The sequence below is a fragment of the Trinickia sp. EG282A genome (assembly GCF_040965455.1).
Lineage (GTDB): Bacteria > Pseudomonadota > Gammaproteobacteria > Burkholderiales > Burkholderiaceae > Trinickia > Trinickia symbiotica.
Map to the genome: position 1 here is coordinate 159329 of NZ_JBFRCC010000002.1, position 21739 is coordinate 181067.

The 21739-nt window shown below is 66.3% G+C and carries 22 protein-coding genes; 13 read left to right on the plus strand and 9 right to left on the minus strand.

Annotated elements, in window-relative coordinates; all coding sequences use genetic code 11:
* Positions 1-152 precede the first annotated feature (152 nt).
* Positions 153-494: a flagellar hook-basal body complex protein FliE gene (gene fliE, locus AB4Y31_RS08605; protein ID WP_026230036.1), complete on the minus strand. Its 342-nt coding sequence runs from the start codon at positions 492-494 to the stop codon at positions 153-155.
* Positions 495-772: 278 nt separating this feature from the next.
* Here fliE and fliF point away from each other — a divergent pair, with 278 nt between their 5' ends.
* From fliF to fliR, 13 genes are all read left to right on the plus strand, one after another.
* A complete protein-coding gene (gene fliF, locus AB4Y31_RS08610) occupies positions 773-2584 on the plus strand; it encodes a flagellar basal-body MS-ring/collar protein FliF (protein ID WP_368673595.1) in 1812 nt (603 codons plus the stop codon).
* On the plus strand, positions 2574-3569 hold the full coding sequence (gene fliG, locus AB4Y31_RS08615; protein WP_018442651.1) for a flagellar motor switch protein FliG: 996 nt from the start codon (positions 2574-2576) through the stop codon (positions 3567-3569). Before fliF ends, fliG begins: the two co-directional genes overlap by 11 nt.
* Complete coding sequence (gene fliH, locus AB4Y31_RS08620; RefSeq protein ID WP_368673596.1) at positions 3556-4230, plus strand: flagellar assembly protein FliH; 675 nt, start codon at positions 3556-3558, stop codon at positions 4228-4230. Before fliG ends, fliH begins: the two co-directional genes overlap by 14 nt.
* Positions 4231-4259: 29 nt before the next feature.
* On the plus strand, positions 4260-5663 hold the full coding sequence (gene fliI, locus AB4Y31_RS08625) for a flagellar protein export ATPase FliI (RefSeq protein WP_368674458.1): 1404 nt from the start codon (positions 4260-4262) through the stop codon (positions 5661-5663).
* 24 nt (positions 5664-5687) lie between these two features.
* On the plus strand, positions 5688-6143 hold the full coding sequence (gene fliJ, locus AB4Y31_RS08630; protein ID WP_018442648.1) for a flagellar export protein FliJ: 456 nt from the start codon (positions 5688-5690) through the stop codon (positions 6141-6143).
* A 19-nt stretch (positions 6144-6162) separates the two neighbouring features.
* Positions 6163-7785, plus strand: a complete 1623-nt coding sequence (locus tag AB4Y31_RS08635; protein WP_368673597.1) for a flagellar hook-length control protein FliK — start codon at positions 6163-6165, stop codon at positions 7783-7785.
* Positions 7786-8046: 261 nt separating this feature from the next.
* Positions 8047-8544, plus strand: coding sequence for a flagellar basal body-associated protein FliL (fliL, locus tag AB4Y31_RS08640; protein ID WP_368673598.1), 498 nt, complete (start codon positions 8047-8049; stop codon positions 8542-8544).
* A 91-nt stretch (positions 8545-8635) separates the two neighbouring features.
* Positions 8636-9634, plus strand: a complete 999-nt coding sequence (fliM, locus tag AB4Y31_RS08645; protein WP_018442645.1) for a flagellar motor switch protein FliM — start codon at positions 8636-8638, stop codon at positions 9632-9634.
* Positions 9627-10103, plus strand: a complete 477-nt coding sequence (gene fliN, locus AB4Y31_RS08650; protein WP_368673599.1) for a flagellar motor switch protein FliN — start codon at positions 9627-9629, stop codon at positions 10101-10103. Before fliM ends, fliN begins: the two co-directional genes overlap by 8 nt.
* Entirely contained in the window at positions 10100-10663 is a 564-nt protein-coding gene (gene fliO / locus AB4Y31_RS08655) for a flagellar biosynthetic protein FliO (protein WP_368673600.1), read from the plus strand. The genes fliN and fliO overlap by 4 nt, the downstream gene beginning before the upstream one ends.
* Entirely contained in the window at positions 10664-11458 is a 795-nt protein-coding gene (gene fliP, locus AB4Y31_RS08660) for a flagellar type III secretion system pore protein FliP (RefSeq protein ID WP_018442642.1), read from the plus strand.
* 21 nt (positions 11459-11479) lie between these two features.
* A complete protein-coding gene (gene fliQ / locus AB4Y31_RS08665; RefSeq protein ID WP_018442641.1) occupies positions 11480-11749 on the plus strand; it encodes a flagellar biosynthesis protein FliQ in 270 nt (89 codons plus the stop codon).
* Positions 11750-11792: 43 nt separating this feature from the next.
* Entirely contained in the window at positions 11793-12575 is a 783-nt protein-coding gene (gene fliR / locus AB4Y31_RS08670) for a flagellar biosynthetic protein FliR (protein WP_368673601.1), read from the plus strand.
* 87 nt (positions 12576-12662) lie between these two features.
* Here the strand turns inward: fliR and flgL are convergent, their stop codons facing one another.
* The 8 genes from flgL to flgF all read right to left on the minus strand — a co-directional run bounded on the left by flgL (position 12663) and on the right by flgF (position 21716).
* A complete protein-coding gene (gene flgL, locus AB4Y31_RS08675) occupies positions 12663-13901 on the minus strand; it encodes a flagellar hook-associated protein FlgL (RefSeq protein ID WP_368673602.1) in 1239 nt (412 codons plus the stop codon).
* A gap of 12 nt (positions 13902-13913) precedes the next feature.
* On the minus strand, positions 13914-15875 hold the full coding sequence (gene flgK, locus AB4Y31_RS08680; RefSeq protein ID WP_368673603.1) for a flagellar hook-associated protein FlgK: 1962 nt from the start codon (positions 15873-15875) through the stop codon (positions 13914-13916).
* Between the two features lie 144 nt (positions 15876-16019).
* Complete coding sequence (locus AB4Y31_RS08685; protein ID WP_368673604.1) at positions 16020-16787, minus strand: flagellar brake protein; 768 nt, start codon at positions 16785-16787, stop codon at positions 16020-16022.
* A gap of 342 nt (positions 16788-17129) precedes the next feature.
* On the minus strand, positions 17130-18125 hold the full coding sequence (gene flgJ / locus AB4Y31_RS08690) for a flagellar assembly peptidoglycan hydrolase FlgJ (protein WP_018443262.1): 996 nt from the start codon (positions 18123-18125) through the stop codon (positions 17130-17132).
* A 22-nt stretch (positions 18126-18147) separates the two neighbouring features.
* Entirely contained in the window at positions 18148-19344 is a 1197-nt protein-coding gene (locus AB4Y31_RS08695) for a flagellar basal body P-ring protein FlgI (RefSeq protein ID WP_368673605.1), read from the minus strand.
* 2 nt (positions 19345-19346) lie between these two features.
* Positions 19347-19991 (minus strand): flagellar basal body L-ring protein FlgH, encoded by a 645-nt coding sequence (locus AB4Y31_RS08700; protein ID WP_233216016.1) that lies wholly within the window; start codon positions 19989-19991, stop codon positions 19347-19349.
* A gap of 129 nt (positions 19992-20120) precedes the next feature.
* The gene (flgG, locus tag AB4Y31_RS08705) at positions 20121-20909 is read right to left on the minus strand and encodes a flagellar basal-body rod protein FlgG (RefSeq protein ID WP_368673606.1); all 789 of its coding nucleotides are present in this window, start codon (positions 20907-20909) and stop codon (positions 20121-20123) included.
* 48 nt (positions 20910-20957) lie between these two features.
* Positions 20958-21716 carry a flagellar basal-body rod protein FlgF gene (gene flgF, locus AB4Y31_RS08710; protein ID WP_107153228.1) on the minus strand — a complete coding sequence of 253 codons (759 nt, stop codon included), beginning with the start codon at positions 21714-21716 and terminating at the stop codon, positions 20958-20960.
* Between the last annotated feature and the right edge of the window lie 23 nt (positions 21717-21739).

Genomic DNA, 21739 nt, shown 5'->3' on the forward strand with positions numbered 1-21739 from the left:
CAAAAAATGACATTTTGAAAGCTGCACTTAATCTTCTGATGAAATACGCACGAAGGGAACCCGCTTTCGCGACTCCCTGCCCGGGGGAAAATCATCATGGGGGCGGCTGCCGTCAGCGAGCCGCCGAGCGGAGCCTGGCCGGCGAGACGCGATCAGATCGACATCTGCATGATCTCGTTGTAAGCCGTGACGAGCCGGTTGCGGACCTGCAGGCCGAACTGGAAGCCGATGCCAGCCTTTTGCATGTCGACCATCACGTCGTTGAGCGAGACGTTCGAAGCGCCGACTTCGAAGGCCTTCCACTCGTTGTCGGCCTTTTTCTGGTCGGAGCTGATCTTGTCGAGCGAGCTTTTGAGCGCGGCGGCGAAGCTGCCGGCATTGGCCGCGCCCGCCTGCTCGCCGAGCGCGGACGCCTTCGAGCCGCCGGCGGCCTCGGCCGCCATCGCCTGCATCTGCTGCAGCGCGGATGTGAGCGGGTTGACTGGCACTGTCATCGTTTCTCCCTCTGCTCTGTTGTCCGGGCCTGGCGCTTTGGCCGCCTCGCCCATCCGTGACCGTGATAGCGGTTATGGACGATAAGCATAGCAATGCCGCCTTTCCCAAACTTGCGAAACTGGGGGGTAAACCCGGTTCTATTCGACTGATGGCTTGTCAGCCCGGCATGGATAATCCCCCTCGTGAAAGTGTCTGCCCGTGCCGGCTTGGCCTACGTTTCACGTAGTCCTGCACCCGCACCGGACGGACACCCCCGCATCCCGGAGAACCCCGACGCATGGATTCGCAGGCCAACTCTTTGATCAACCCCGACGCCCGCATGGGCCTCGCGGCCGGCGCGCAGCCGGGCGCGCCGGCCGCGGGCGCCGTGGCAGGCGCCGGCGGCGCCGGCGCGGGGGCGGCCGATTTCGGCGGCTTCGCCCAGCGCCTGTCGTCGCTCTCGCAAGTGCGCGGCAACCCGCGCGCGGCGCTGATCGTCGCCGTGGCCGTATTCGTCGCCGTCGTGGCCGCCCTCGTCCTCTGGAGCCGGGCCCCCGATTACCGCGTTCTCTACAGCAACTTGTCGGATCAGGACGGCGGCGCGATCATTACCGCGCTCCAACAGGCCAATGTGCCTTACAAGCTCTCCGAAAACGGTTCCGCGATTCTCGTGCCGTCCGATCAGGTAGCCGAAGTGCGCATGCGCCTCGCCTCGCAAGGGCTGCCGAAGAGCGGCTCCGTCGGCATGGAGCTGATGGACAACGAGCGGTTCGGCATCAGCCAGTTCGCCGAGCAGATCAACTACCAGCGCGCGCTCGAAGGCGAGCTCGAGCGGACGATCGAGTCGATCTCGGTGGTCCGCCGCGCGCGCGTGCACCTCGCGATTCCGAAGCCGACGGTCTTCGTGCGCGAGAAGGAAGCGCCGACGGCGTCGGTGCTCGTCAATCTCTTTCCGGGCCGCGCGCTCGACGAAGGACAGGTCGCCGCGATCACGCACATGGTGGCGTCGAGCGTGCCCGACCTGCCGTTCAAGAACGTGACCGTCATCGATCAGGACGGCAACCTGCTCACGCAGCCGGCGACGGGCTCGGGCCTCGATGCGAGTCAGCTCAAGTACGTGCAGCAGGTCGAGCGCAACACGCAGCGCCGCATCGATGCGATCCTCGCCCCGCTCTTCGGCGCCGGCAATGCTCACTCGCAGGTCAGCGCCGACATCGACTTCGCGCAGAGTGAGCAGACGGCCGAGAGCTACGGTCCGAACGGCAACCCGCAGCAGGCGGCGATCCGCAGCCAGCAGACGAGCTTGTCGACGGAGATGGGGCAAACGGGCGCCTCGGGCGTGCCGGGCGCGCTGTCGAACACGCCGCCGCAGCCGGCCTCGGCGCCGATCGTCGCGGCCAGCGGGACCAGCGCGACGACGGCCGCCACGACGCCGATCAGCGAGCATAAGGACGCGACGACGAACTACGAGCTCGACAAGCGGGTCTCGCATACGGAGCAGCCGATGGGCGGGATCCGCCGGATCTCGGCGGCGGTCGTCATCAACTATCAGCGCGTGGTCGATGCCAAAGGTCACGTGACGATGCAGCCGCTCGCCGCCGATCAGCTCGCGAAAGTCGAGCAGCTCGTGAAGGACGCGATGGGCTACGACGCGAAGCGCGGCGACTCGGTCAACATCGTCAACAGCGCATTCGAGACGGAGGTCGATCCGCTCGCAAACCTGCCGTGGTGGCGCCAGCCCGATGTGATCTCGCTCGCGATGCAGGCGGCCAAGTGGATCGGCATCGGCATCGTCGCCCTCGTCCTCTATTTCATGATGGTTCGGCCGGTGCTGCGCCGCGCGTTCCCGCCGCCGCAAGCGGCGACCGAGGCGGCGCGCCCGAACGTCGGCTCGCCCGATGAGCCCGTGCTGCTCGACGGCTCGCCGGCGAACTCTTCGCCCGTCACGACGGCGCTCGAGCATGACAGCGACAGAGAGATCAACCTGCTCGCGTTCGAGAGCGAGAAACAGAAATTCGAGCGGAATCTCGACTACGCGCGCACGATCGCGCGCCAGGATCCGAAGATCGTAGCCACCGTCGTCAAGAATTGGGTGTCCGATGAGCGCTGAAGGGGTCACCAAAAGCGCGCTGCTGCTGATGTCGCTCGGCGAGGAAGAAGCGGCGCAGGTATTCAAGTTCCTCGGGCCGCGCGAGGTGCAGAAGATCGGCGCGGCGATGGCCGCGCTCAAGAACGTGACGCGCGAAGAGGTCGAGAACGTGTTGCAGGACTTCGTCAAAGAGGCGGAGCAGCACACGGCGATGTCGCTCGATTCGAGCGAGTACATCCGCTCGGTCCTGACGAAGGCGCTCGGCGAGGACAAGGCCGGCGCGCTCATCGACCGCATTCTGCAAGGCGGCGACACGAGCGGCATCGAAGGCCTCAAATGGATGGATTCGCCGGCCGTCGCCGAGCTCATCAAGAACGAGCATCCGCAGATCATCGCGACGATCCTCGTCCACCTCGATCGCGATCAGGCTTCCGAAATCGTCGCCTGTTTCACCGACCGGCTGCGCAACGACGTGCTCCTCCGGATCGCGACGCTCGACGGTATTCAGCCGGCCGCGCTGCGCGAGCTCGACGACGTGCTGACGGGTCTGCTCTCGGGCAGCGACAACCTGAAACGCAGCCCGATGGGCGGCGTGCGCACGGCGGCGGAAATCCTCAACTTCATGTCGAGCTCTCACGAAGAGACGGTGCTCGAGAACATCAAGCAATACGACGCCGAGCTCGCGCAAAAGATCATCGACCAGATGTTCGTCTTCGAAAACCTGCTCGACCTCGAAGACCGCGCGATCCAGCTCCTGCTCAAGGAAGTCGAGTCGGAGGCGCTCATCATCTCGCTGAAGGGCGCGCAGCCCGCGCTGCGGCAGAAGTTCCTCTCGAACATGTCGCAGCGCGCGGCCGAACTGCTCGCCGAAGATCTCGACGCACGCGGGCCGGTGCGCGTGTCCGAAGTCGAGACCCAGCAGCGGCGCATCCTCCAGATCGTGCGCAACCTCGCCGAGAGCGGGCAGATCGTGATCGGCGGAAAGGCGGAAGATGCCTATGTCTGATTCGCGCGGCTCGGACAAAGGTCAGCTCTCGGCGTACCAGCGCTGGGAGATGGCCTCGTTCGATCCGCCCCCGCCGCCCGACCCGGCCGCCGAAAGCGCGCTCGAGGCGGAGCTGCAGCGGCTGCGCGAAGCGGCACACGAGCAGGGGTTCGCGTCGGGACACGTCGCCGGTCAGGCGCTCGGCTATCAGGCCGGCTTCGACCAGGGTCACGCCCAAGGCTTCGAAAAAGGCCAGCAAGAAGCGCTCGCCGAGGCCGCGCGGATCAGCGCGCTCGCAGGCGTTTTCAAGTCGGCGCTCGAGGGCGTGCAAAGCGAGCTCGCCGAATCGCTCGTCGCGCTCGCGCTCGACATCGCTCAACAAGTCGTCCGCCAGCACATCGCGCATGACCCGGCGGCGCTCGTCGCCTGCGCGCGCGAGGTGCTCGCCGCCGAGCCGGCCCTCACCGGCTCGCCCCAACTGATTGTCCATCCGGCCGATTTGCCGGTCGTCGAAGCCTATCTGAAAGAAGAGCTCGAATCGCTCGGCTGGCAAGTGCGCACGGACCCGGCCATCGAGCGCGGCGGCTGCCGCGCGCAAGCCGCGAGCGGCGAGATCGACGCGAGCGTCGCCACACGCTGGGAGCGCGTGGCGGGCGCGCTCGGCAAGGTGAGCCAATGGTGACGGCCCGAACCGCCGCGCCGTCGCTGCGCATGCCGCTTTCCGCTCCCGATCCGGCGCTCGCCGGCAATCCGCATCTCGCCGCCTGGCGCGCGCGGCTCAACGCGGCCGGCGAGCGCAATGCGCTCGCGCGCCCGCTCTCGTCGTGCGGGCGCCTCACGCGCGCGGCGGGCCTCGTGCTCGAAGCCGTGGGCTTGCGCCTCGGCGTCGGCGCCGAATGCATGATCGAGCTGCCGTCCGGCAGTTCGCTGCCGATGGCCGAGGCCGAAGTGGTCGGCTTCGCCGCCGACCGGCTCTTCCTGATGCCGACGACCGAAGTCGCCGGCCTGTTGCCCGGTGCACGCGTCTTTCCGCGCGAGAGCGCGCCCGTCGCCGATCCGCTCGCCGGTGTGAAGCGCCTGCCGGTCGGCTGGGGCATGCTCGGGCGCGTCGTCGATGCGTCGGGACGGCCGCTCGACGGCTTCGGCGAGCTCGACGCCGGCGCCGATGCGCCGCTCTCCTCGCCTTCGATCAATCCGCTCCAGCGCGAGCCGATCCAGCAGGTGCTCGACGTCGGCGTGCGCGCGATCAACGCGCTGCTGACGGTCGGGCGCGGCCAGCGCATGGGCCTCTTCGCGGGCTCGGGCGTCGGCAAATCGGTGCTGCTCGGCACGATGGCGCGCTATACGAGCGCCGAGGTCATCGTGATCGGTCTCATCGGCGAGCGCGGGCGCGAAGTGAAGGAATTCATCGAGCAGATCCTCGGCAGCGACGGCCTGGCGCGCTCGGTCGTCGTCGCGGCCCCCGCCGATGTCTCGCCGCTCTTGCGCATGCAGGGTGCCGCTTACGCGACCTCGCTCGCCGAATACTTCCGCGATCAGGGCAAGCATGTGCTGCTGCTGATGGATTCGCTCACGCGCTACGCGATGGCCCAGCGCGAAATCGCGCTCGCGATCGGCGAGCCACCCGCGACGAAGGGCTATCCGCCCTCGGTGTTCGCCAAGCTGCCGGCGCTCGTCGAGCGCACGGGCAACGGCCCGGCGGGCGGCGGCTCGATCACGGCGTTCTACACGGTGCTGACCGAAGGCGACGATCAGCAGGATCCGATCGCCGACGCGGCCCGCGCGATTCTCGACGGCCATATCGTGCTTTCGCGCGCGCTCGCGGAGTCGGGGCACTATCCGGCCATCGACATCGAAGCGTCGATCAGCCGCGCGATGACCGCACTCATCGACGACAGACATCTCGAGCGCGTGCGCATGTTCAAGCAGTTGCTCTCGCGCTACCAGCGCAACCGCGACCTGATCAACGTCGGCGCGTATTCGAGCGGGCGCGACGCGCTGCTCGACCGTGCCATCGCGCTCTACCCGCGAATGGAAGCGTTCCTGCAGCAAGGCTATCGCGAATGTGCGCCGTTCGCGCCGAGCCTCGAATTGCTCGGCGCGTTGTTCGAGTAACGAGGCAGACCCAGGAGTCCGGCGATGACGAACGATTTTCCGATCAAGACGCTGATCGATCTGGCCCAGGACGATGTCGACGCGGCCGCGCGGCAGCTCGGTCGCGTCCAGCGCGAACGGGCCGATGTCGAAGCGCAGCTGGAAGCGCTGATCCGCTATCGCGACGAATACCACGCGAGCTTTTCGACGGCGGCGCAATCGGGCATGCCGGCCGGCAACTGGCGCAACTTCCAGGCGTTCATCGACACACTCGACGGCGCCATCGAGCAACAGCGGCGCCTGCTCGCGGCGGCCACCTCGCGCGTCGAGGCGGCCAAGCCCGAGTGGCAGCGTCAGAAGCGCAAGCTCGGCTCGTACGAGGTGCTGGCCGCGCGCGGCGAAGCCGCCGAGGCGCGCGTCGCCGCGCGGCGCGAGCAGCGCGAAGCGGACGAGCATGCCGCGAAAATGCTGCGCATGGAGCGCCGCGATCAGCTGAACTGACTTTCAGAGGACTTTTCCCATGTCGCTCTTTTCTCTCCTCGGTTCGCTCACGGGCGTCGGCGCCGGCACGCCGGCGAGCGCGGCCGATGGCTCGGCGAGCTCGAGCGCGTCCGGCGGCACGTCGTTCGCGCAAACCTTGCAGCAAAGCATCGACGCTCAGCAGCAGGCTGCGGCGCAACCGCCAAGCAGCGGGTCGAGCAACGCCGGTTCCGGCGCTTCGTCGGATGCCTCGTCGTCCACGCAGGCCGCATCGAGCAGCTCGAGCAGCTCGAGCAGCTCGAGCGGTTCGAGCAGTGCTAGCAGTTCAAGCAACGCGGGCAGCACGAACGCGTCGAGCAGCTCGAGCGATAACTCGAGCACGGCCAGCACGAGCGCCAGCGACGGCTCCGCATCGGCGCAAGGCTCGACTCAGGCGAGCGGAAACGGCGCGAACGGCGCAAGCGGCACCGGCAAGGGGACGAACGGCAAATCGAGCGACGGGCAGACGAGCGCTGCCCAAAACGCCGGTGCCGACGCGGCAAGCCAAGCCGCCGCGGCGGTCGCGGCAGCCGCCGCCGCGCAAGCGCAAGCGCAGGCGCAGGCACAGGCCGCCAATGTCGCCGGACAAGGCGGCACGCAAACGGACGCCGGCACGTCGTCAAGCTCCGACGGCGGCGACCCCGCTCTCGCCGGCGTGACGGCGACGGGCAACGCGAAGCCGGCAAGCACGGCGCCGAAGTCGGTGCGCGACGCGATCGAAGCCGCGCTCGCCGCGCAGATGGGCACGCAGGCCACCGCGGCCGGCATGGCCGCCACCTCGAGCGGATCGTCGGCAGCAAGCACGGGCACGCATATGCTCGGCGGCAGCGGCGGCTCGACGACGGGCGTCGGCGCTTCCCCGCTGGCCTCGAAGGCGCTCGCTTCGCTCACGGGCCAAGGCAAGAATGCCAATGGCGCGCCGGCGATGGGCACGCCGGAAGCGGCGAAGGCAGTGCAAGGCGCGACCGTCTCGCAAGACGGCACGGCCGCTTCGACGGCCGCGCAAGCAGTGGCGGCGAGCGGCGGCGATTCGCAGGACGCCGCGGCGCTGAAGGGCGTCGCCGACGCGGCCCATGCCGCATTGACGGACGCCCAGACGGCACAGGCCGCGCAGGCCGCACAGACCGCTCAGGCCTCGAGCGCGGCCGGCGCGACGACGACGGCCAGCGCGGCAGCAAGCGCCGCCTCGCTTGCGCCGACCGTCGGCACGGACGAGTGGGAAGACGCGTTCTCCCAGAAGGTCGTTTTCCTGTCGAACGCGCATCAGCAAAGCGCCGAGCTCACGCTCAACCCGCCCGAGCTCGGCCCGCTGCAGGTCGTGCTGCAAGTGGCCGACAACCATGCGCACGCGCTCTTCGTCTCGCAGCATCAGCAAGTGCGCGAAGCCGTCGAAGCGGCGTTGCCGAAGCTGCGCGACGCCCTCGAATCGGGCGGCTTGAGCCTCGGCAGCGCAAGCGTCAGCGACGGCTCCGCGCGCCAGGCGAACCAGCAATATCAATCGGGCGGCGGAGGCCGGAACGGCTCGCGGCGCGCGGGCGCCGACGATGCGATCGACGGCACCGTCACCACGACGAGCACGCTACCCACGCGCCGCACGACGGGCCTCGTCGACACGTTCGCTTGAAGCATCGACGATGCATCGGGGCGTGTCGCCGCTGAGGCAATCAGCATGAGCGGCGCGCCCTGAACGCGCCCGTCGGCGTCGCACCTCTGAGAAAGTCGCATTTGGGCGCGCCGCCGGCGGCCGACGTCAACGCGGGCGCGATCCGCTCGCCCGCCCGCGCCAAACGGACGAGATGGCGTCGAATGTCCCTTCTTTTCGGCTTATCGTTGGCGCCCCGTTTGGCCAACAATCCATCCTACCGCTCACACGCAACGCATTTTCATGGCCACCACGACCGCAGCCACTCAGCAGAACGTCGCCCCGCCCGCCACCACGGGCAAGGTTAAGCGCATCGTGCTGATCATCCTGATCGCTCTCGTCGCGGCCGGCGCGGCGGCGGGCGGCATGTACTTCTTTTTGGCGAAGAGCGCCCCGGGCAAGCCGGCGCCGCCGCCTCCGCCCGCGCCGCCCGTCTTCTTCGCCCTCGAGCCGATGACGGTGAACCTGCTCTCCGACGACGGCCAGCATTACCTGCGCGTAGGCCTGACGCTCAAGCTCGCCGACGAAAAGATGCAAGCGCGCCTGACGGAGCATATGCCCGAGCTGCGCAGCCGGATCCTGCTCGACCTGTCGAACAAGCACCCCGAGGATCTCTCGACGCTCGACGGCAAGCGCGCGCTCGCGAAAGAGTTGCAGTCGCTCGTGCAGCAACCGACCGATGCGGGCGCGCCGCCCGTGCAGGTCGAGGAAGTGCTGTTCACGGAATTCGTCGTCCAGTAGCGGCGTCCACGCCCGGGTGCATGACATGACACACCGGGCACCAACCGACGCCACCTGAGCGATCTCATCAAACGAGGGACGAACAAGCGCGATGGGCCACGAAGAGTTCATGTCCCAAGAGGAAGTCGATGCACTCCTCAAGGGCGTTACGGGCGAGTCCGACTCCGCTGCCGAGCACGGCGACAAATCGGGCGTACGTCCCTACAACATCGCCACGCAGGAGCGCATCGTCCGCGGCCGGATGCCCGGCCTCGAGATCATCAACGAGCGTTTCGCTCGTCTCATGCGCATCGGCATCTTCAACTTCATGCGCCGCACGGCGGAAATCTCCGTCGGGCCCGTGAAGGTGCAGAAGTACAGCGAGTTCACGCGCAACCTGCCGATTCCGACGAACTTGAATCTCGTGCATGTGAAGCCGTTGCGCGGCACGTCGCTGTTCGTGTTCGATCCGAACCTCGTCTTTTTCGTCGTCGACAATCTGTTTGGCGGCGACGGGCGCTTTCATACGCGCGTCGAGGGCCGCGACTTCACGGCCACCGAGCAGCGCATCATCGGCAAGCTGCTGAACCTCGTCTTCGAGCATTACACGACGGCCTGGAAGAGCGTGCGGCCGCTGCAGTTCGAGTTCGTGCGCTCGGAGATGCATACGCAGTTCGCCAACGTCGCGACGCCGAACGAAATCGTCATCGTCACACAGTTCTCGATCGAGTTCGGGCCGACGGGCGGCACGCTCCATATCTGCATGCCGTACTCGATGATCGAGCCGATTCGCGACGTGCTCTCCTCGCCGATCCAGGGCGAAGCGCTCGAAGTCGACCGGCGCTGGGTGCGCGTGCTGTCGCAGCAAGTGCAGGCGGCCGAAGTGGAGCTGACGGCCGAGCTCGCCGCCATCGACGTGACGTTCGAGGACATCCTCAACATGCGAGCCGGTGACGTGCTGCCGATCAACATCCCCGAGCACATCGTGGCGAAGGTCGATGGCGTGCCCGTCATGGAATGCGGCTACGGAATTTTCAATGGTCAATACGCGCTGCGCGTGCAAAAGATGATCAGCGCGGCCGATACGATGAAGGAAGCTGGATATGAGTGACCTCAACGCCACGCCCAACGAAGGCACCCACGCGGCCGAAGCCCAGATGGCCGCCGCGATGGAAGCCCAGGCCACCGCCGCGGCAAGCGACGAAGCGAGCCTCGACGACTGGGCGAGCGCGCTCGCCGAGCAGAACTCGAACGAGGCGCCGACGGCCGCGGCCGGCGTGTTCCAGCCGCTCTCGAAAGTCGCGCCGACGTCGACGCGCAATGACATCGACATGATCCTCGACATCCCGGTCCAGATGACCGTGGAGCTCGGCCGCACGAAGATCGCGATCCGCAATCTGCTGCAGCTCGCACAGGGTTCCGTCGTCGAGCTCGACGGCCTCGCCGGCGAGCCAATGGACGTGCTCGTGAACGGCTGCCTCATCGCGCAGGGCGAAGTCGTCGTCGTCAACGACAAGTTCGGCATCCGGCTCACCGACATCATCACGCCGTCCGAACGCATCCGGAAGCTGAACCGATGATCGAAGTGCTGCGTCGGCCCGCGGCCGGCGCGCTGGCCGTGTTGTTCGCGTTGTTCGCGCTGCCCGGCAGTGCGCTCGCCGCCGACATGAACGCCGTCAATCACGCCGCGAGCATCGCGTCGGCCGTCGGGGCCGGCACCGCTGCGCCGTCGCTCGGCATCGGCGCCGTTTTGCAGACGCTGTTCGGCCTCGCCGCCGTCGTGGCCCTGGTGCTCGCCTGCGCATGGGTCGCGCGGCGCACCGGCTTCGCGCCGGGAGCGCGCGGCCACATCGTGAGGACGGTCGGCGGCGTCTCGCTCGGCGGCAAGGAGCGCGTGGCCGTCGTCGAGATCGGTGACACCTGGCTCGTGCTCGGCGCCGCGCCCGGCAACGTGCGGTTGCTCCATACGCTGCCGGCGGGCTCGAAAGATGCCGCGCATGCCGCGGGCGGCGGATTGGGCTCGGGCGGGCCCGACGGCGGGCATCCCGCGTCTCCTACCTCATTCAGCTCGCGCTTTCGCGCCGCGCTCGCGGCCGAGACGAAGAAGCGTTTTTTCCTGCCCTCGGGCGGAGGCAAGTAAATGTCGTTGTGCTCGACCGCGCGGGCGGCGCGGCTCGCGCGAGCCGCATCGTCCGTCACTTTCGCGCTGATCGCGCTGACGCTTACGCTCGCGCCCACCTCCTCGTTCGCACAGGCGGCCGGCCTGCCCGCCCTCACGGCGACACCGGGCGCGAACGGCGGCACGACCTATTCGCTGACCGTGCAGACGATGCTCGTGTTGACGATGCTGTCGTTCCTGCCGGCGATGGTGCTCATGATGACGAGTTTCACGCGCATCGTGATCGTGCTCTCGCTGCTGCGACAGGCGCTCGGAACGGCGACGACGCCGCCGAACCAGGTGCTCGTCGGCCTCGCCCTCTTTCTCACGCTGTTCGTGATGTCGCCGGTCCTCGACAAGGCGTACAACGACGGCTACAAGCCATTCTCGGAGGGCGCGGTCTCGATGGACGTGGCCGTGCAGCGCGGCCTGGCGCCGTTCAAGACGTTCATGCTGCGCCAGACGCGCGAATCGGATCTCGCGCTCTTCGCGCGGATCTCGCACGCGCCGCCGATGCAAGGGCCCGAGGATGTGCCGCTTTCACTGCTCGTGCCGGCGTTCGTCACGAGCGAGCTGAAGACCGGCTTTCAAATCGGCTTCACGATCTTCATCCCGTTTCTGATCATCGACATGGTCGTAGCGAGCGTGCTGATGTCGATGGGGATGATGATGGTCTCGCCGATCACGATCTCGCTGCCGTTCAAGCTGATGCTGTTCGTCCTCGTCGACGGATGGCAGCTCCTGATCGGCTCGCTCGCTCAGAGCTTCGCCTCATAAATTCGCCAGGAGTCGCAGAGAATGACGCCGGAATCCGTCCTCACGCTCGCGCATCGGGCGATGTACGTCGCGCTGCTGATTACCGCGCCGCCGCTCGTCATCTCGCTCGTGGTCGGGCTGCTCGTGAGCTTCTTTCAAGCCGCGACGCAGATCAACGAAGCGACGCTGAGCTTCATTCCGAAGCTCGTCGCCGTGGCGCTCACGCTCGTCATCGCGGGGCCGTGGATGCTCTCGATCGTGCTCGACTACATGCGCCAGGTGCTGACGAGCATTCCTTCGATGGCAGGGTAGGCCGGCGCCGCTTCTCTCCCGCTCCTCTTCGCCCACGGACCCGATGTTCACCGTCACCTATGCGCAGTTGAACGTCTGGATGACAGCGTTCCTCTGGCCGTTCGCGCGCATCGCGGCCGTGATCGGGACGGCGCCCGTCGTCAGTCAGTCGTCGGTGCCCGCACGCGTCAAGATCGGTCTCGCGGCGTTCCTGACACTCGTCGTCTCGCCGACGCTCGCGCCGCTGCCCCAGGCGACGGTGTTCTCGGCGACCGGCATCTGGATTCTCGTCAACCAGTTCGTGATCGGCGCGGCGCTCGGGCTCACGATGCAGCTCGCGTTCGCGGCCATCGAGCAGGCGGGCACGCTCGTCGGCCTGCAGATGGGGCTCGGGTTCGCAACGTTTTTCGATCCGACCTCGAACGCCTCGGCCGAAGTCGTCGCACGCTACATGAGCACCATCGCGATGCTCGCGTTCCTGGCGCTCGACGGCCACCTGCAACTGATCACGTCGCTCGCCGCCTCGTTCCAGACGATACCGGTCAGCGCCGACATGCTCGGCCGAGGCGGATTCAACGCGCTCGTCCAATGGGGCGGCGCGGTGTTCTCGGCGGGGCTGCTGCTCGCGCTGCCCGTCGTCGTCGCGCTCTTGATCGCGAACCTCGCGCTCGGCGTGCTCAACCGCGCCGCGCCGCAGATCGGCATCTTTCAGGTGGGCTTTTCGGTGACGCTGCTCGTGGGCCTGCTGCTCTTGCAACTGATGCTGCCCAACATGATCCCGTTCTTCGCGAGGCTGTTCGATCTCGGCACCGAGGCGATGGGTCGCGTCGCGGCGGGGATGCGTTGAACGGTTGAAAAAAAAGCCCCTCGCACAGCAAGGGGCCTTCCTCAGGTTGGCACGCCGGGGCTAGCCCGGCGGGTATCGACGTGCGGGTCAGAGATACTGGAACAGCGACATCCCCTGAATCTTGACGAAGCTTTGCTGAGCGGCCTGCAGCGACGTCTGCTGGAGCTCGTACTGGCTGATGACTGACGTCATGTCGATATCGGTGACGTTCGAGAGGTTGCTCTGCGTCTGCACCGAGTTGGTCTGCGTCACCGTCTGCAGCGCGTTGAGCTGTTGCTCGCGCCCACCGACCGATGCCTGGACGACGCTGATGGCCGACAGCGAGTTCTGAAAGCGCACGGTCCCCGCCGACAACGCATTCGCCAGCGACGCTCCCGCCGCCCCGCTGCCGGTCGTCGGCGTCTGCAGCGCGGAGATGATCGAGTCGATCGTCGTGAAGAGGCTGCTGTTTTGCGAGGCCGTCGACGGCGTCACGGTGAATGTGTCGCTCGGGTTCGGGTTGCCCGAAAGCGTCACGGACATGCCGGTGCCGAGCGCGATGGACGCGCCGGCGGTGTAAGTGAACGGCCCCGTCGTCGTCGTGCCGCCCGTCGGCGAGGTGTCCGCGATCGTGTAGGTCGGCGCCGCCGAGGTGCCGCCGATCGTGATCGTGTAACTGTCGCTGTTCGACACGGCGGTCGGGTCCGTGATGACCGGTTGCTGCGTGATGGTGCCGTTGCCCGTGTTCGACGGCGAGCTTGCCGCCACGGGAGACGTGCCGAGGCCCGGGACCGTCAGGAAGACGTTCGCGCCGCTGTCGTTCGTCGCGATCGTCGTCGTGTTCGCCACCTGCACTTCGCGCACGCCGTTGTCGCCGAGGTAGCTCACGCCGCCCGACGCGTTGTTCGAGAACGGCGCGGTCTTCGACTGAAAGCCCGAGAAGACGTAGCTGCCGTTGCTGTCGCTCGTGTTCGCGAGCGACAGCAGCTGGCTGCGGTAGCCCTCCATCGTCTTCGCGATCGCCCCTCGCTGCGAGTCCGTGAGCGAACCGTCGCCCGCCTGCGTGATCAGCGATTTGATGCTCGCCATGACGCTCGTCACGCTCTGGAGCGTCTTGTCCTCGAGCTGCAGCGCCGAAAGCGCCGAGTTCTGATTGGTCGTGTACTGCGTGAGCGTCTCCGACGTCAGCGTGAGCTGCACCGCCTGCGCGGCGCCGACCGGATTGTCGGCCGGCGTCAGCAGCGACTTGCCGGTCGAAATCTCCTGGTAGAGCTGATTGAGCTCGCCTTGCTGATTGTCCATCGACTGGACGCTCTGGCTGTAAAACTGTGCCGTCGAGATGCGCATGGCCTGGACCCTTTACTGAATGGCGCCGATGAGCGTCTGGAACATCGTCTCGGCGGTCTGAATCACTTTGCTGTTCGCCTGATAAAGCTGCTGATACTTGAGCAGGTTCGAGGCTTCTTCGTCGAGGTTCACGCCCGACACCGACTGCTGGGCCGACTGGATCTGCGAGACGAGCGCCGATTGCGCCGTGTTCGCCGATTTGAGCTGGCTCGCGGCGTTGCCGATGTTGTTGACGTAGTTGGCGTAGGCGCCCGTGAGCGTCGTGTTGTTCGAGAACACGGTGCTCGACACGAGGTTCGACATCGCGAGCGCGTTGCGGCCGTCGTCATTGCCGGTGTTCTTGGCGATCGTGAACGTGTCGCCATTGGACGGCGTGCCGCTGATCGTGAACGACACGCCGTTCAGCGTGAAGCTGTCGCCCGACGCATAGCTGATCGACGTCGCCCCCGTGGTCGTAATCGCCGCTCCGCCATTGACGGACAACTGCTCGCCCGCGGGCCAACCCGTGATCGTTCCGGGCGATCCGGCCGTATAGGTCAGCGTGACGTTGCTCGGCAGCGAATAGCCGGCTGAGACCGTGCCTTGCGTGACCGTCGCCGCGCCCGTATTCGTGCTCGAGGCAGTGACGAGCACCGGCGACGAGGCGGCGACCGACGAGGCGTTCGTCGTCGCGAGCGCGAAGCTGTTGAGCGCGCCGCGCGTCGGCTGGATCGTGAACGAATCGCCGGCGTTCATCGAGCCGGACGGCATGGTGAGCACGAGGCCGCCGATCGTCGTGCCCGGGCTGCCTGTCGCGATGGACGCCGAGGTGCCGACGACCGAGCCCGTCGTCGTATCGGTCAGCGTGTACGTGCCGCCCGCGAATGAAAGCGCGTAGTCGTCGGTTGTCGGCGTCGATGGATTCGCGAATGCAACCGAGAGCGTGGCGTTGCCGGTGTTCTGCAAATTCGAATAAACCGTCGGCGCAGCCACGGTGAAGAGGTTGCCCCCCGCGCTGCCGGTTAGATCGATACCGAGCGCGTTTTGCGCGTTGACCTGAGCGGCGAAGCTCGTGGCGATCGCGCCGAGCTGCGACTCGGCGGGATCGAGCGTCTGGCTGCGGAACGCGAGCAGTCCGCCCAAGGTGCCGCCCGACAGCGTGCTATCGGACACGTATTGCTTCGTCGTCGACGCCGGGGCCGCACCGTGCAGGCCGTTGTAGGTGACGGCGAGCTCGCTCGGATCACCCGCCGACACGGCCGTCCCGAGATCGAAGCTCGAATTGGCGACGACGAGGGGCTGGCCGCTCGAGAGGAAGACGCTGTAGCCGTCCGAATTCTGGACGACCGACACGCCGACTTGCTGCGAGAGCTGCGAGACGAGCTGATCGCGCTGATCCATCAACTGGTTCGGCGGCTGGCCTTGCGAGCTCGCGTTCTTGATCTGAACGTTGAGCTGGGCGATCTGCTGCGTATAGCTGTTGATCTGGTTGACCGACTGCGTGAGCTGCTGATTGACGCTTTGCCTCAGCTGATCGTATTGCTGACCGGCGGCATTGAGCTGCGACGCGAGCGTTTGGGCGTCGCTGATCGCCGTCTGGCGATTGGCGAGATTGCTCGGCGCATTGGCGACGTTCTGCAACCCGGTGAAATAGGCCGAAATCGCGGCCGAGATGCCCGTCGTCGGGCTGCCGACGAGATTGTTGAGCTGAGACGCCATGGTGTAATTGGCGGTCAGCGCGCTTCCCGTTGAATTCGCGTTATTGAGCTCGGTGCTGAGGTATTGGCTGTAGTTGCGCTGGACCGTGACCGTCGTCACGCCGCTGCCGAAATAGCCCGAACCCGTGTACTGTCCCGCCGACTCGGCGTAGACATTGGTCTCGACCGTGTAGCCCGCCGTCGACGCGTTGCTGATGTTGTTGCCCGCCGTCGTCAAGCCCCACTGGGCGGCCGCGAGGCCCGACAAGCCGATGCCGAAGATATCGCTGCTTGACATGCTTCATCCTGAAGGGCGGCCGGCACGCGTGCCGCCGCCTGTTGAGAGAGTGCCAACAGATGTATATCGGCCGTCGGTAAGAAAATTTAAGGGCGAGAGCGCATTTCGTTGTGTTACGCCCCTGGGCGCCGGCTACGCCCTGACCTACGCCCTGACGAGCGAGCGCCGCTTCATTTCGAGTTGCGTGATGATCCGCTGCAGCGTGTTCTCGGCGCTGCCCGGCAGCGAGACGAACCGCATGCCGAGCTGGAAGCGCTTGAGGCCGTTGGGCAGCTCCGTCGAGCGCATCGAGACGAGTTCGAGGTCGACGGAAAGCGTGCCGTGGCCGGAAAGATTGACCTCGACCTCGGGCAGCGTGACGCCCATCGGCAGCTCCCTGACCCGCTCGTCCGTCGTGCGCAGGCCGATGCCGCCGAGCGAGAGATCGTGAATCTCGAAGCGAAACGCGTCGCCTTCGGGCAGCGTGCCGCGGCAAAAGTAAGGATCGAGCACGGGCGCGTCGACGCGGAAGTACTCGCGCCGCTGCACGTAGAAGAGCACCTCGGGGAACGCCGCCTCGAATGCGGGAAGCCCCTCGAAGCGCATTTCCGTCGGCGTGGCCGTCGAAAACTCGACGCGCACGCCTTCGGGCGAGGCACGGAACGTAAGCGCCGGCGAGGCGAGCGCGCCGCGATTCTGCTCGGGCAGCGCACCCCAATCGAACAGGAACGTGCGGGCGCGCACGTCGACTTCGAGAATGCGCGTCACGAATTGGCCGCCCTTGTATTGGACGGTCAGGAAGTCTCCCCGATTGGCGAGGTTGCGCAACTGCACGCCGATCTCGAGCGGGTTGCGCCGGCCGAAATCGAGCTCGGGCTCAGCGGCGTGCGGAGCGGCATCCGAAGTCGAGTCGTTCGCCTGATTGGTATCCATGGTCTTGCCGTATGCGTAGTAACGCGCTGCCCCGAAGGCGCCTGCGCGCATGCTTTCGAATGCTTTACAGCGATCCGAACAGGGACTATCTGATTAGCGGCATCAAACGTGCAAAGTTTAGTAGCCCTTCAGAAAATTTTTTATAGTTTGACTGATTTTTCTGTTTTTTGGGTGCAATCGTGACGACGAGCGCACACCGCCCAGGTTGGGCATCGACTGCGGTTTCGACCGGCCGCCTTTCGTACGGCCGGTCTTCACCGTCTTTTCTCCCGCTTGGCCCCGTCGCACTCGATATAGCCGCAGCGCGTTGCGTGAGTTTTTCCCGTTTTTTTTGCCGCTCGATCAAACCATCTGCTGCATGATCGAAATCAGCTTTCGCGCATAGTGCGGATCCGTTGCATAGCCGGCCCGCTGCATCCCGCGCGCGAAGCTCGCCGCGTCATGCGAATTGTTGACGACGGAAGCGTAGCGCGGATTGTTGCGCAGCATCTTCGCGTAGTCGGTCATCGCATCGGCATAGGAATCGTAGGCGCGGAATTTCTCGACGACCTTTTGCGGCTTGCCGTTCACATACTCGGTCGTGACGGCCGTGACCGTCTTGCCGGTCCAGTCCTTCGTGGCCTTGATGCCGAAGACGTTGTGGCTCGGCGTGCCGTTCGCATTCTTGATCTCGCCCTTGCCCCAGCCCGATTCGAGCGCGGCCTGGCCGATGATGAAGCGCGCCGGAATGCCCGTCGCCGCGCTCGCCGCCTGGGCCGGCGCGGCCATTTTCTCGACGAACGCATCGACTTTCGGCGACTCGCCGTTGCCGCGCAACGGGGGCGTCAGCGCACTCGCCGCCGAGTAGCCCGAGCCGCCAGCCAGCGCCCCGTTCGCCGCCGAGTTTGAGTAGGCGCGCGCAAGCGCATTGAGCATGGCCGTATTGCCCGCGTCCGCGCCACCGGCGTTGCCGCCGCCCGTCATCGCGCCGAGCATGCCGGCCGCGCCGCCGCCCGCGCTCGCATTGCTGCCGGCAAGCCCCGCGTTGCGCGACAGTTGCGAAATGAGCGCATTGGCCACGCCGACGCCTTTGGACGACATCGACTGCGCAAGCTGCTCGTCGAGCATCGAGGTCAATTGCTTGCCGTCTTGCGAATCGAGCGGTCCGTCGCTTGGCGTCGCCTCGCGCATGCTCTTGAGCATCATCTGCAGGAACACGGCGTCGAACTGCTTCGCGACCGTCTTCAGGCTTTGCTGCGGCGAGGCCCCCGCCTGCGCGCGCAGGCTGTCGAAGCCCTGCAAATCGAGCGCGAAGCGCTGCGTCAAGTCGACGTTGGCGTTCGGTAGATTCGAGTCCATCTGCGTCTCCGTAAGCCGCGCATCAAATGATTTCAAGGTCCGCGCGCAGCGCGCCGGCGGCCTTCATTGCCTGCAGGATCGACATCAGGTCGGCCGGCGTGGCGCCGAGCGCGTTCAGCGCCTTCACGACGTCGGCGAGATTCGCGCCGGCCGTGACGTACTTGAGCGCCCCGTTGTCCTGCTTCAACTGGATCTGCGATTGCGGCGTCGCCACGGTCGTTCCGTTCGAGAACGGGCCCGGCTGGCTGACGGCCGTCGTCGTGTTCACGACGACCGACAGATTGCCGTGCGCGACGGCGCAGTTTTGCAGCGTCACCATCTGGTTCATGACGATCGAGCCGGTGCGCGAGTTCAGGATCACCTTGGCCGCGGCCTGGGCCGGCTTGACGTCGATGTTCTCGAGCTCGGCCACGAACGCCACCTGCTGCGTCGGGTCGACCGGCGCGCGCAACTGGATCGTGCGGCCGTCGAGCGCCGTGGCCGTGTCGCCGCCGAACCGGCTGTTGACCGCCGACACGATGCGCTGCGCCGTGTCGTAGTCCATGTCGTTCAGCTCCATCTGCATCGTGCCGCCCGCCTGCGCAACTTGCGTCGGTACCGCGCGCTCGACGATGGCGCCCGCCGGAATCCGGCCCGACGCGAGCTGATTGACCTGCACGCGGCTGCCGTTGGCCCGCGCGCCTGCGCCGCCCACGGCCACGTTGCCCTGCGAGAGCGCGTAGACCTGACCGTCGGCACCCTTCAACGGCGTGAGCAGCAGCGTGCCGCCACGCAGGCTGCTCGCGTTGCCGAGCGAGGAGACCGTCACATCGATCGCTTCGCCGGGGCGCGCGAAAGGCGGCAGCGTCGCCGTCACCATCACCGCGGCGACGTTCTTGAGCTGCATGTTCGAGATACTGCTCGGCGCGGTATTGTTGCCTCCGTTCACGCTGCCGCTTTGCAGCGAAATGCCGAGGTTCGCGAGCATGTTCGCGAGCGTTTGCGTCGTGAACGGCGTTTGCGAAGTCTGATCGCCCGTGCCGTCGAGGCCGACGACGAGACCGTAGCCGATGAGCGGGTTGTCGCGCACGCCCTGGATCGAGACGAGGTCCTTCAGGCGCTCGGCGTGCGCGGCGTCGACGCCGGCAAAAACGCCGCAAGCGATCGTGGCGGCGGCAAGCGTCAGTACGGCGATGCGGTGCAACCCTGCGTGTACGCGTCGGGCGAAGTCCGTCTTCATGATCACCACGGCGCTATGTTGAGGAAGAAACGCTGGAGCCAGCCCATCGTCTCGGCTTCGTTGATGTAGCCCTTCGCCGAATATTCGATCTTGGCGTCGGCTACCTGCGTCGAATAAACCGTGTTCTCGCCGGTGACCGTATTCGGATTCACCACGCCCGAGAACCGGACGAACTCGTTGCCTTGATTGATGAGCATCTGCTTCTCGCCGCTCACGACGAGATTGCCGTTCGGCAGCACGTTGGTGACGGTCACGGTGATCGTGCCGCTGAACGTATTCGACGCGTTCGCGCCGCCCGTGCCCGAGAACGTGTTGGTCCCGGTGCCCGAGCCGTTCAAGTGGCTGAAGAGACCGGGCAGCACGCCCGTGGGCCCGGTTGCCGAGAAGCCCGTCGAGCCGTTCCGATTCGCGGACGCGCCCGACGTCTTCGTCGCGTTGATGTTTTCCTGGATGACGATCGTCAGGATGTCGCCGACGTTGCGCGGCCGCTGATCTTCGAAGAGCGGATGGCCGGCGAAGCCGGGGTTGTAGATCGAGCCCGGCGGCTGAAGCTGCGGCGGCACGGGCGGCGTGGCCGTCATCGGCTGCTGCGTGATCGGCTGCCGATGCTCGATCTGGGCGCAACCGGCCAGCGTGCCCGCGAGCATGCCGGCCAACGCGCCCGCATGAACCAGCGAGAGCGCCGCGCGCAGGGTGCGCATGCGAAACGGAATGGGGCTCGTTTGCGACATCTTTTTCTACCGCCTGATCTTCGACGACGACGACACGGCCAACCCTTACACCGACATCTGACTGAGGGTCTGCAGCATCTGGTCCGAAGTCTGAACGGCCTTGCTGTTGATTTCGTACGCGCGCTGCGTCTCGATCATGTTGACGAGCTCCTGCACGACGTTCACGTTCGACGCCTCCAGGTAGCCTTGCTGGACCATGCCCGCACCGTTCAGGCCCGGCGTCGTCACGTTCGGCGTGCCCGACGAGGCCGTCTCGGAAAAGAGGTTCTGACCTTTCGACTCGAGGCCGGCCGGGTTGATGAACGTGGCGAGCTGCAGCGTGCCGATGTTCTGCGTATTCGTGGAGCCGGCCACCGTAATGCTGACGACGCCATCAGTGCCGATCGTGAGCGACGTGGCGTTGTTCGGGATCGTGATCGCCGGAATGAGCTGATAGCCGCTCGCCGTGACGAGCTGTCCCTGCGCGTTCTTCTGGAACCCGCCGTCGCGCGTATAGGCCGTGGTGCCGTCAGGCATCTGCACCTGGAAGAAGCCGTTGCCGTTGATGGCGACGTCGGTCGAGTTGCCGGTCTGCTGCATGTTGCCTTGCGTGTAAAGACGCTCGGTCGCCACTTGCTCGACGCCGGTGCCGACCTGGCTGCCCGACGGCAGCTCGGTTTGCTGCGTCGAGTTCGCACCGGGCTGGCGCAGCGTCTGATAGATCAGATCCTGAAACACGGCGCGCGAGCCCTTGAACCCGTTCGTGCTGACGTTCGACAGGTTGTTCGAGATCACGTCCATCTGGGCCTGCTGGGCGTTCATGCCCGTGGCGGCGATATAGAGCGAGCGGTTCACGGTAAAACTTCTCCTGGTAGATCGATCGGCTCACACGAGGTGCGCGGATCAGCTGAACTGCAGCAGTTGGTTGGCCGACTGGTCGTTCTGGTCGGCGGTCTGAAGCAGCTTCGTCTGCATCTGGAACTGCCGCGCGTTCGTGATCATTGCGACCATCGCCGCAACCGAGTTCACGTTGCTGCCTTCGAGCGCGCCCGAGGCCACTTGCACCGTCGGGTCTGCGTCCGCGGGCTGGCCGTCGGCCGTGCGGAAGAGCCCGTCGTTGCCGCGCTGGAGCGTGGCGGGATCGGGATTCACGAGCTTCAACTGATCGATGGTGGCGATCGCCGTGGGCGGGTTGCCCGGGATCAGCGCCGAGACGGTGCCGTCCTTGCCGATCGTCACATCGGCGCCCGGCGGGACCGAAATCGGACCGCCGGTGCCGATCACCTGCAGGTTGTTCGCCGTGACGAGCTGACCGTTCTGATCGACATGCAGGTTGCCCGCGCGCGTGTACGCTTCGTTGCCGTCGGGCGTCTGCACCGAGAGCCAGCCCGGGCCCTCGATGGCGACGTCGAGCGGGTTGCCCGTCTGCGAGATCGGACCCGGCGAGAAGTCGGCACCGGGCGTCGACGAGAGCACGAACGTGCGCGTCGTATCGGTGTTGATCGTCGTGCCGTCGCCGAACGCGAGCGGCGCGTCGCGAAACGCCGCGAGCTGTGCCCGGAAACCCGTCGTCGACGCGTTCGCCAGATTGTTGGCGACGACGTCCTGCTGCTCGAGCGCCTGGCTCGCGCCCGTCATCGCCGTGTAGATCAATCGGTCCATTCGCTCAACTCCCCGCGATATCG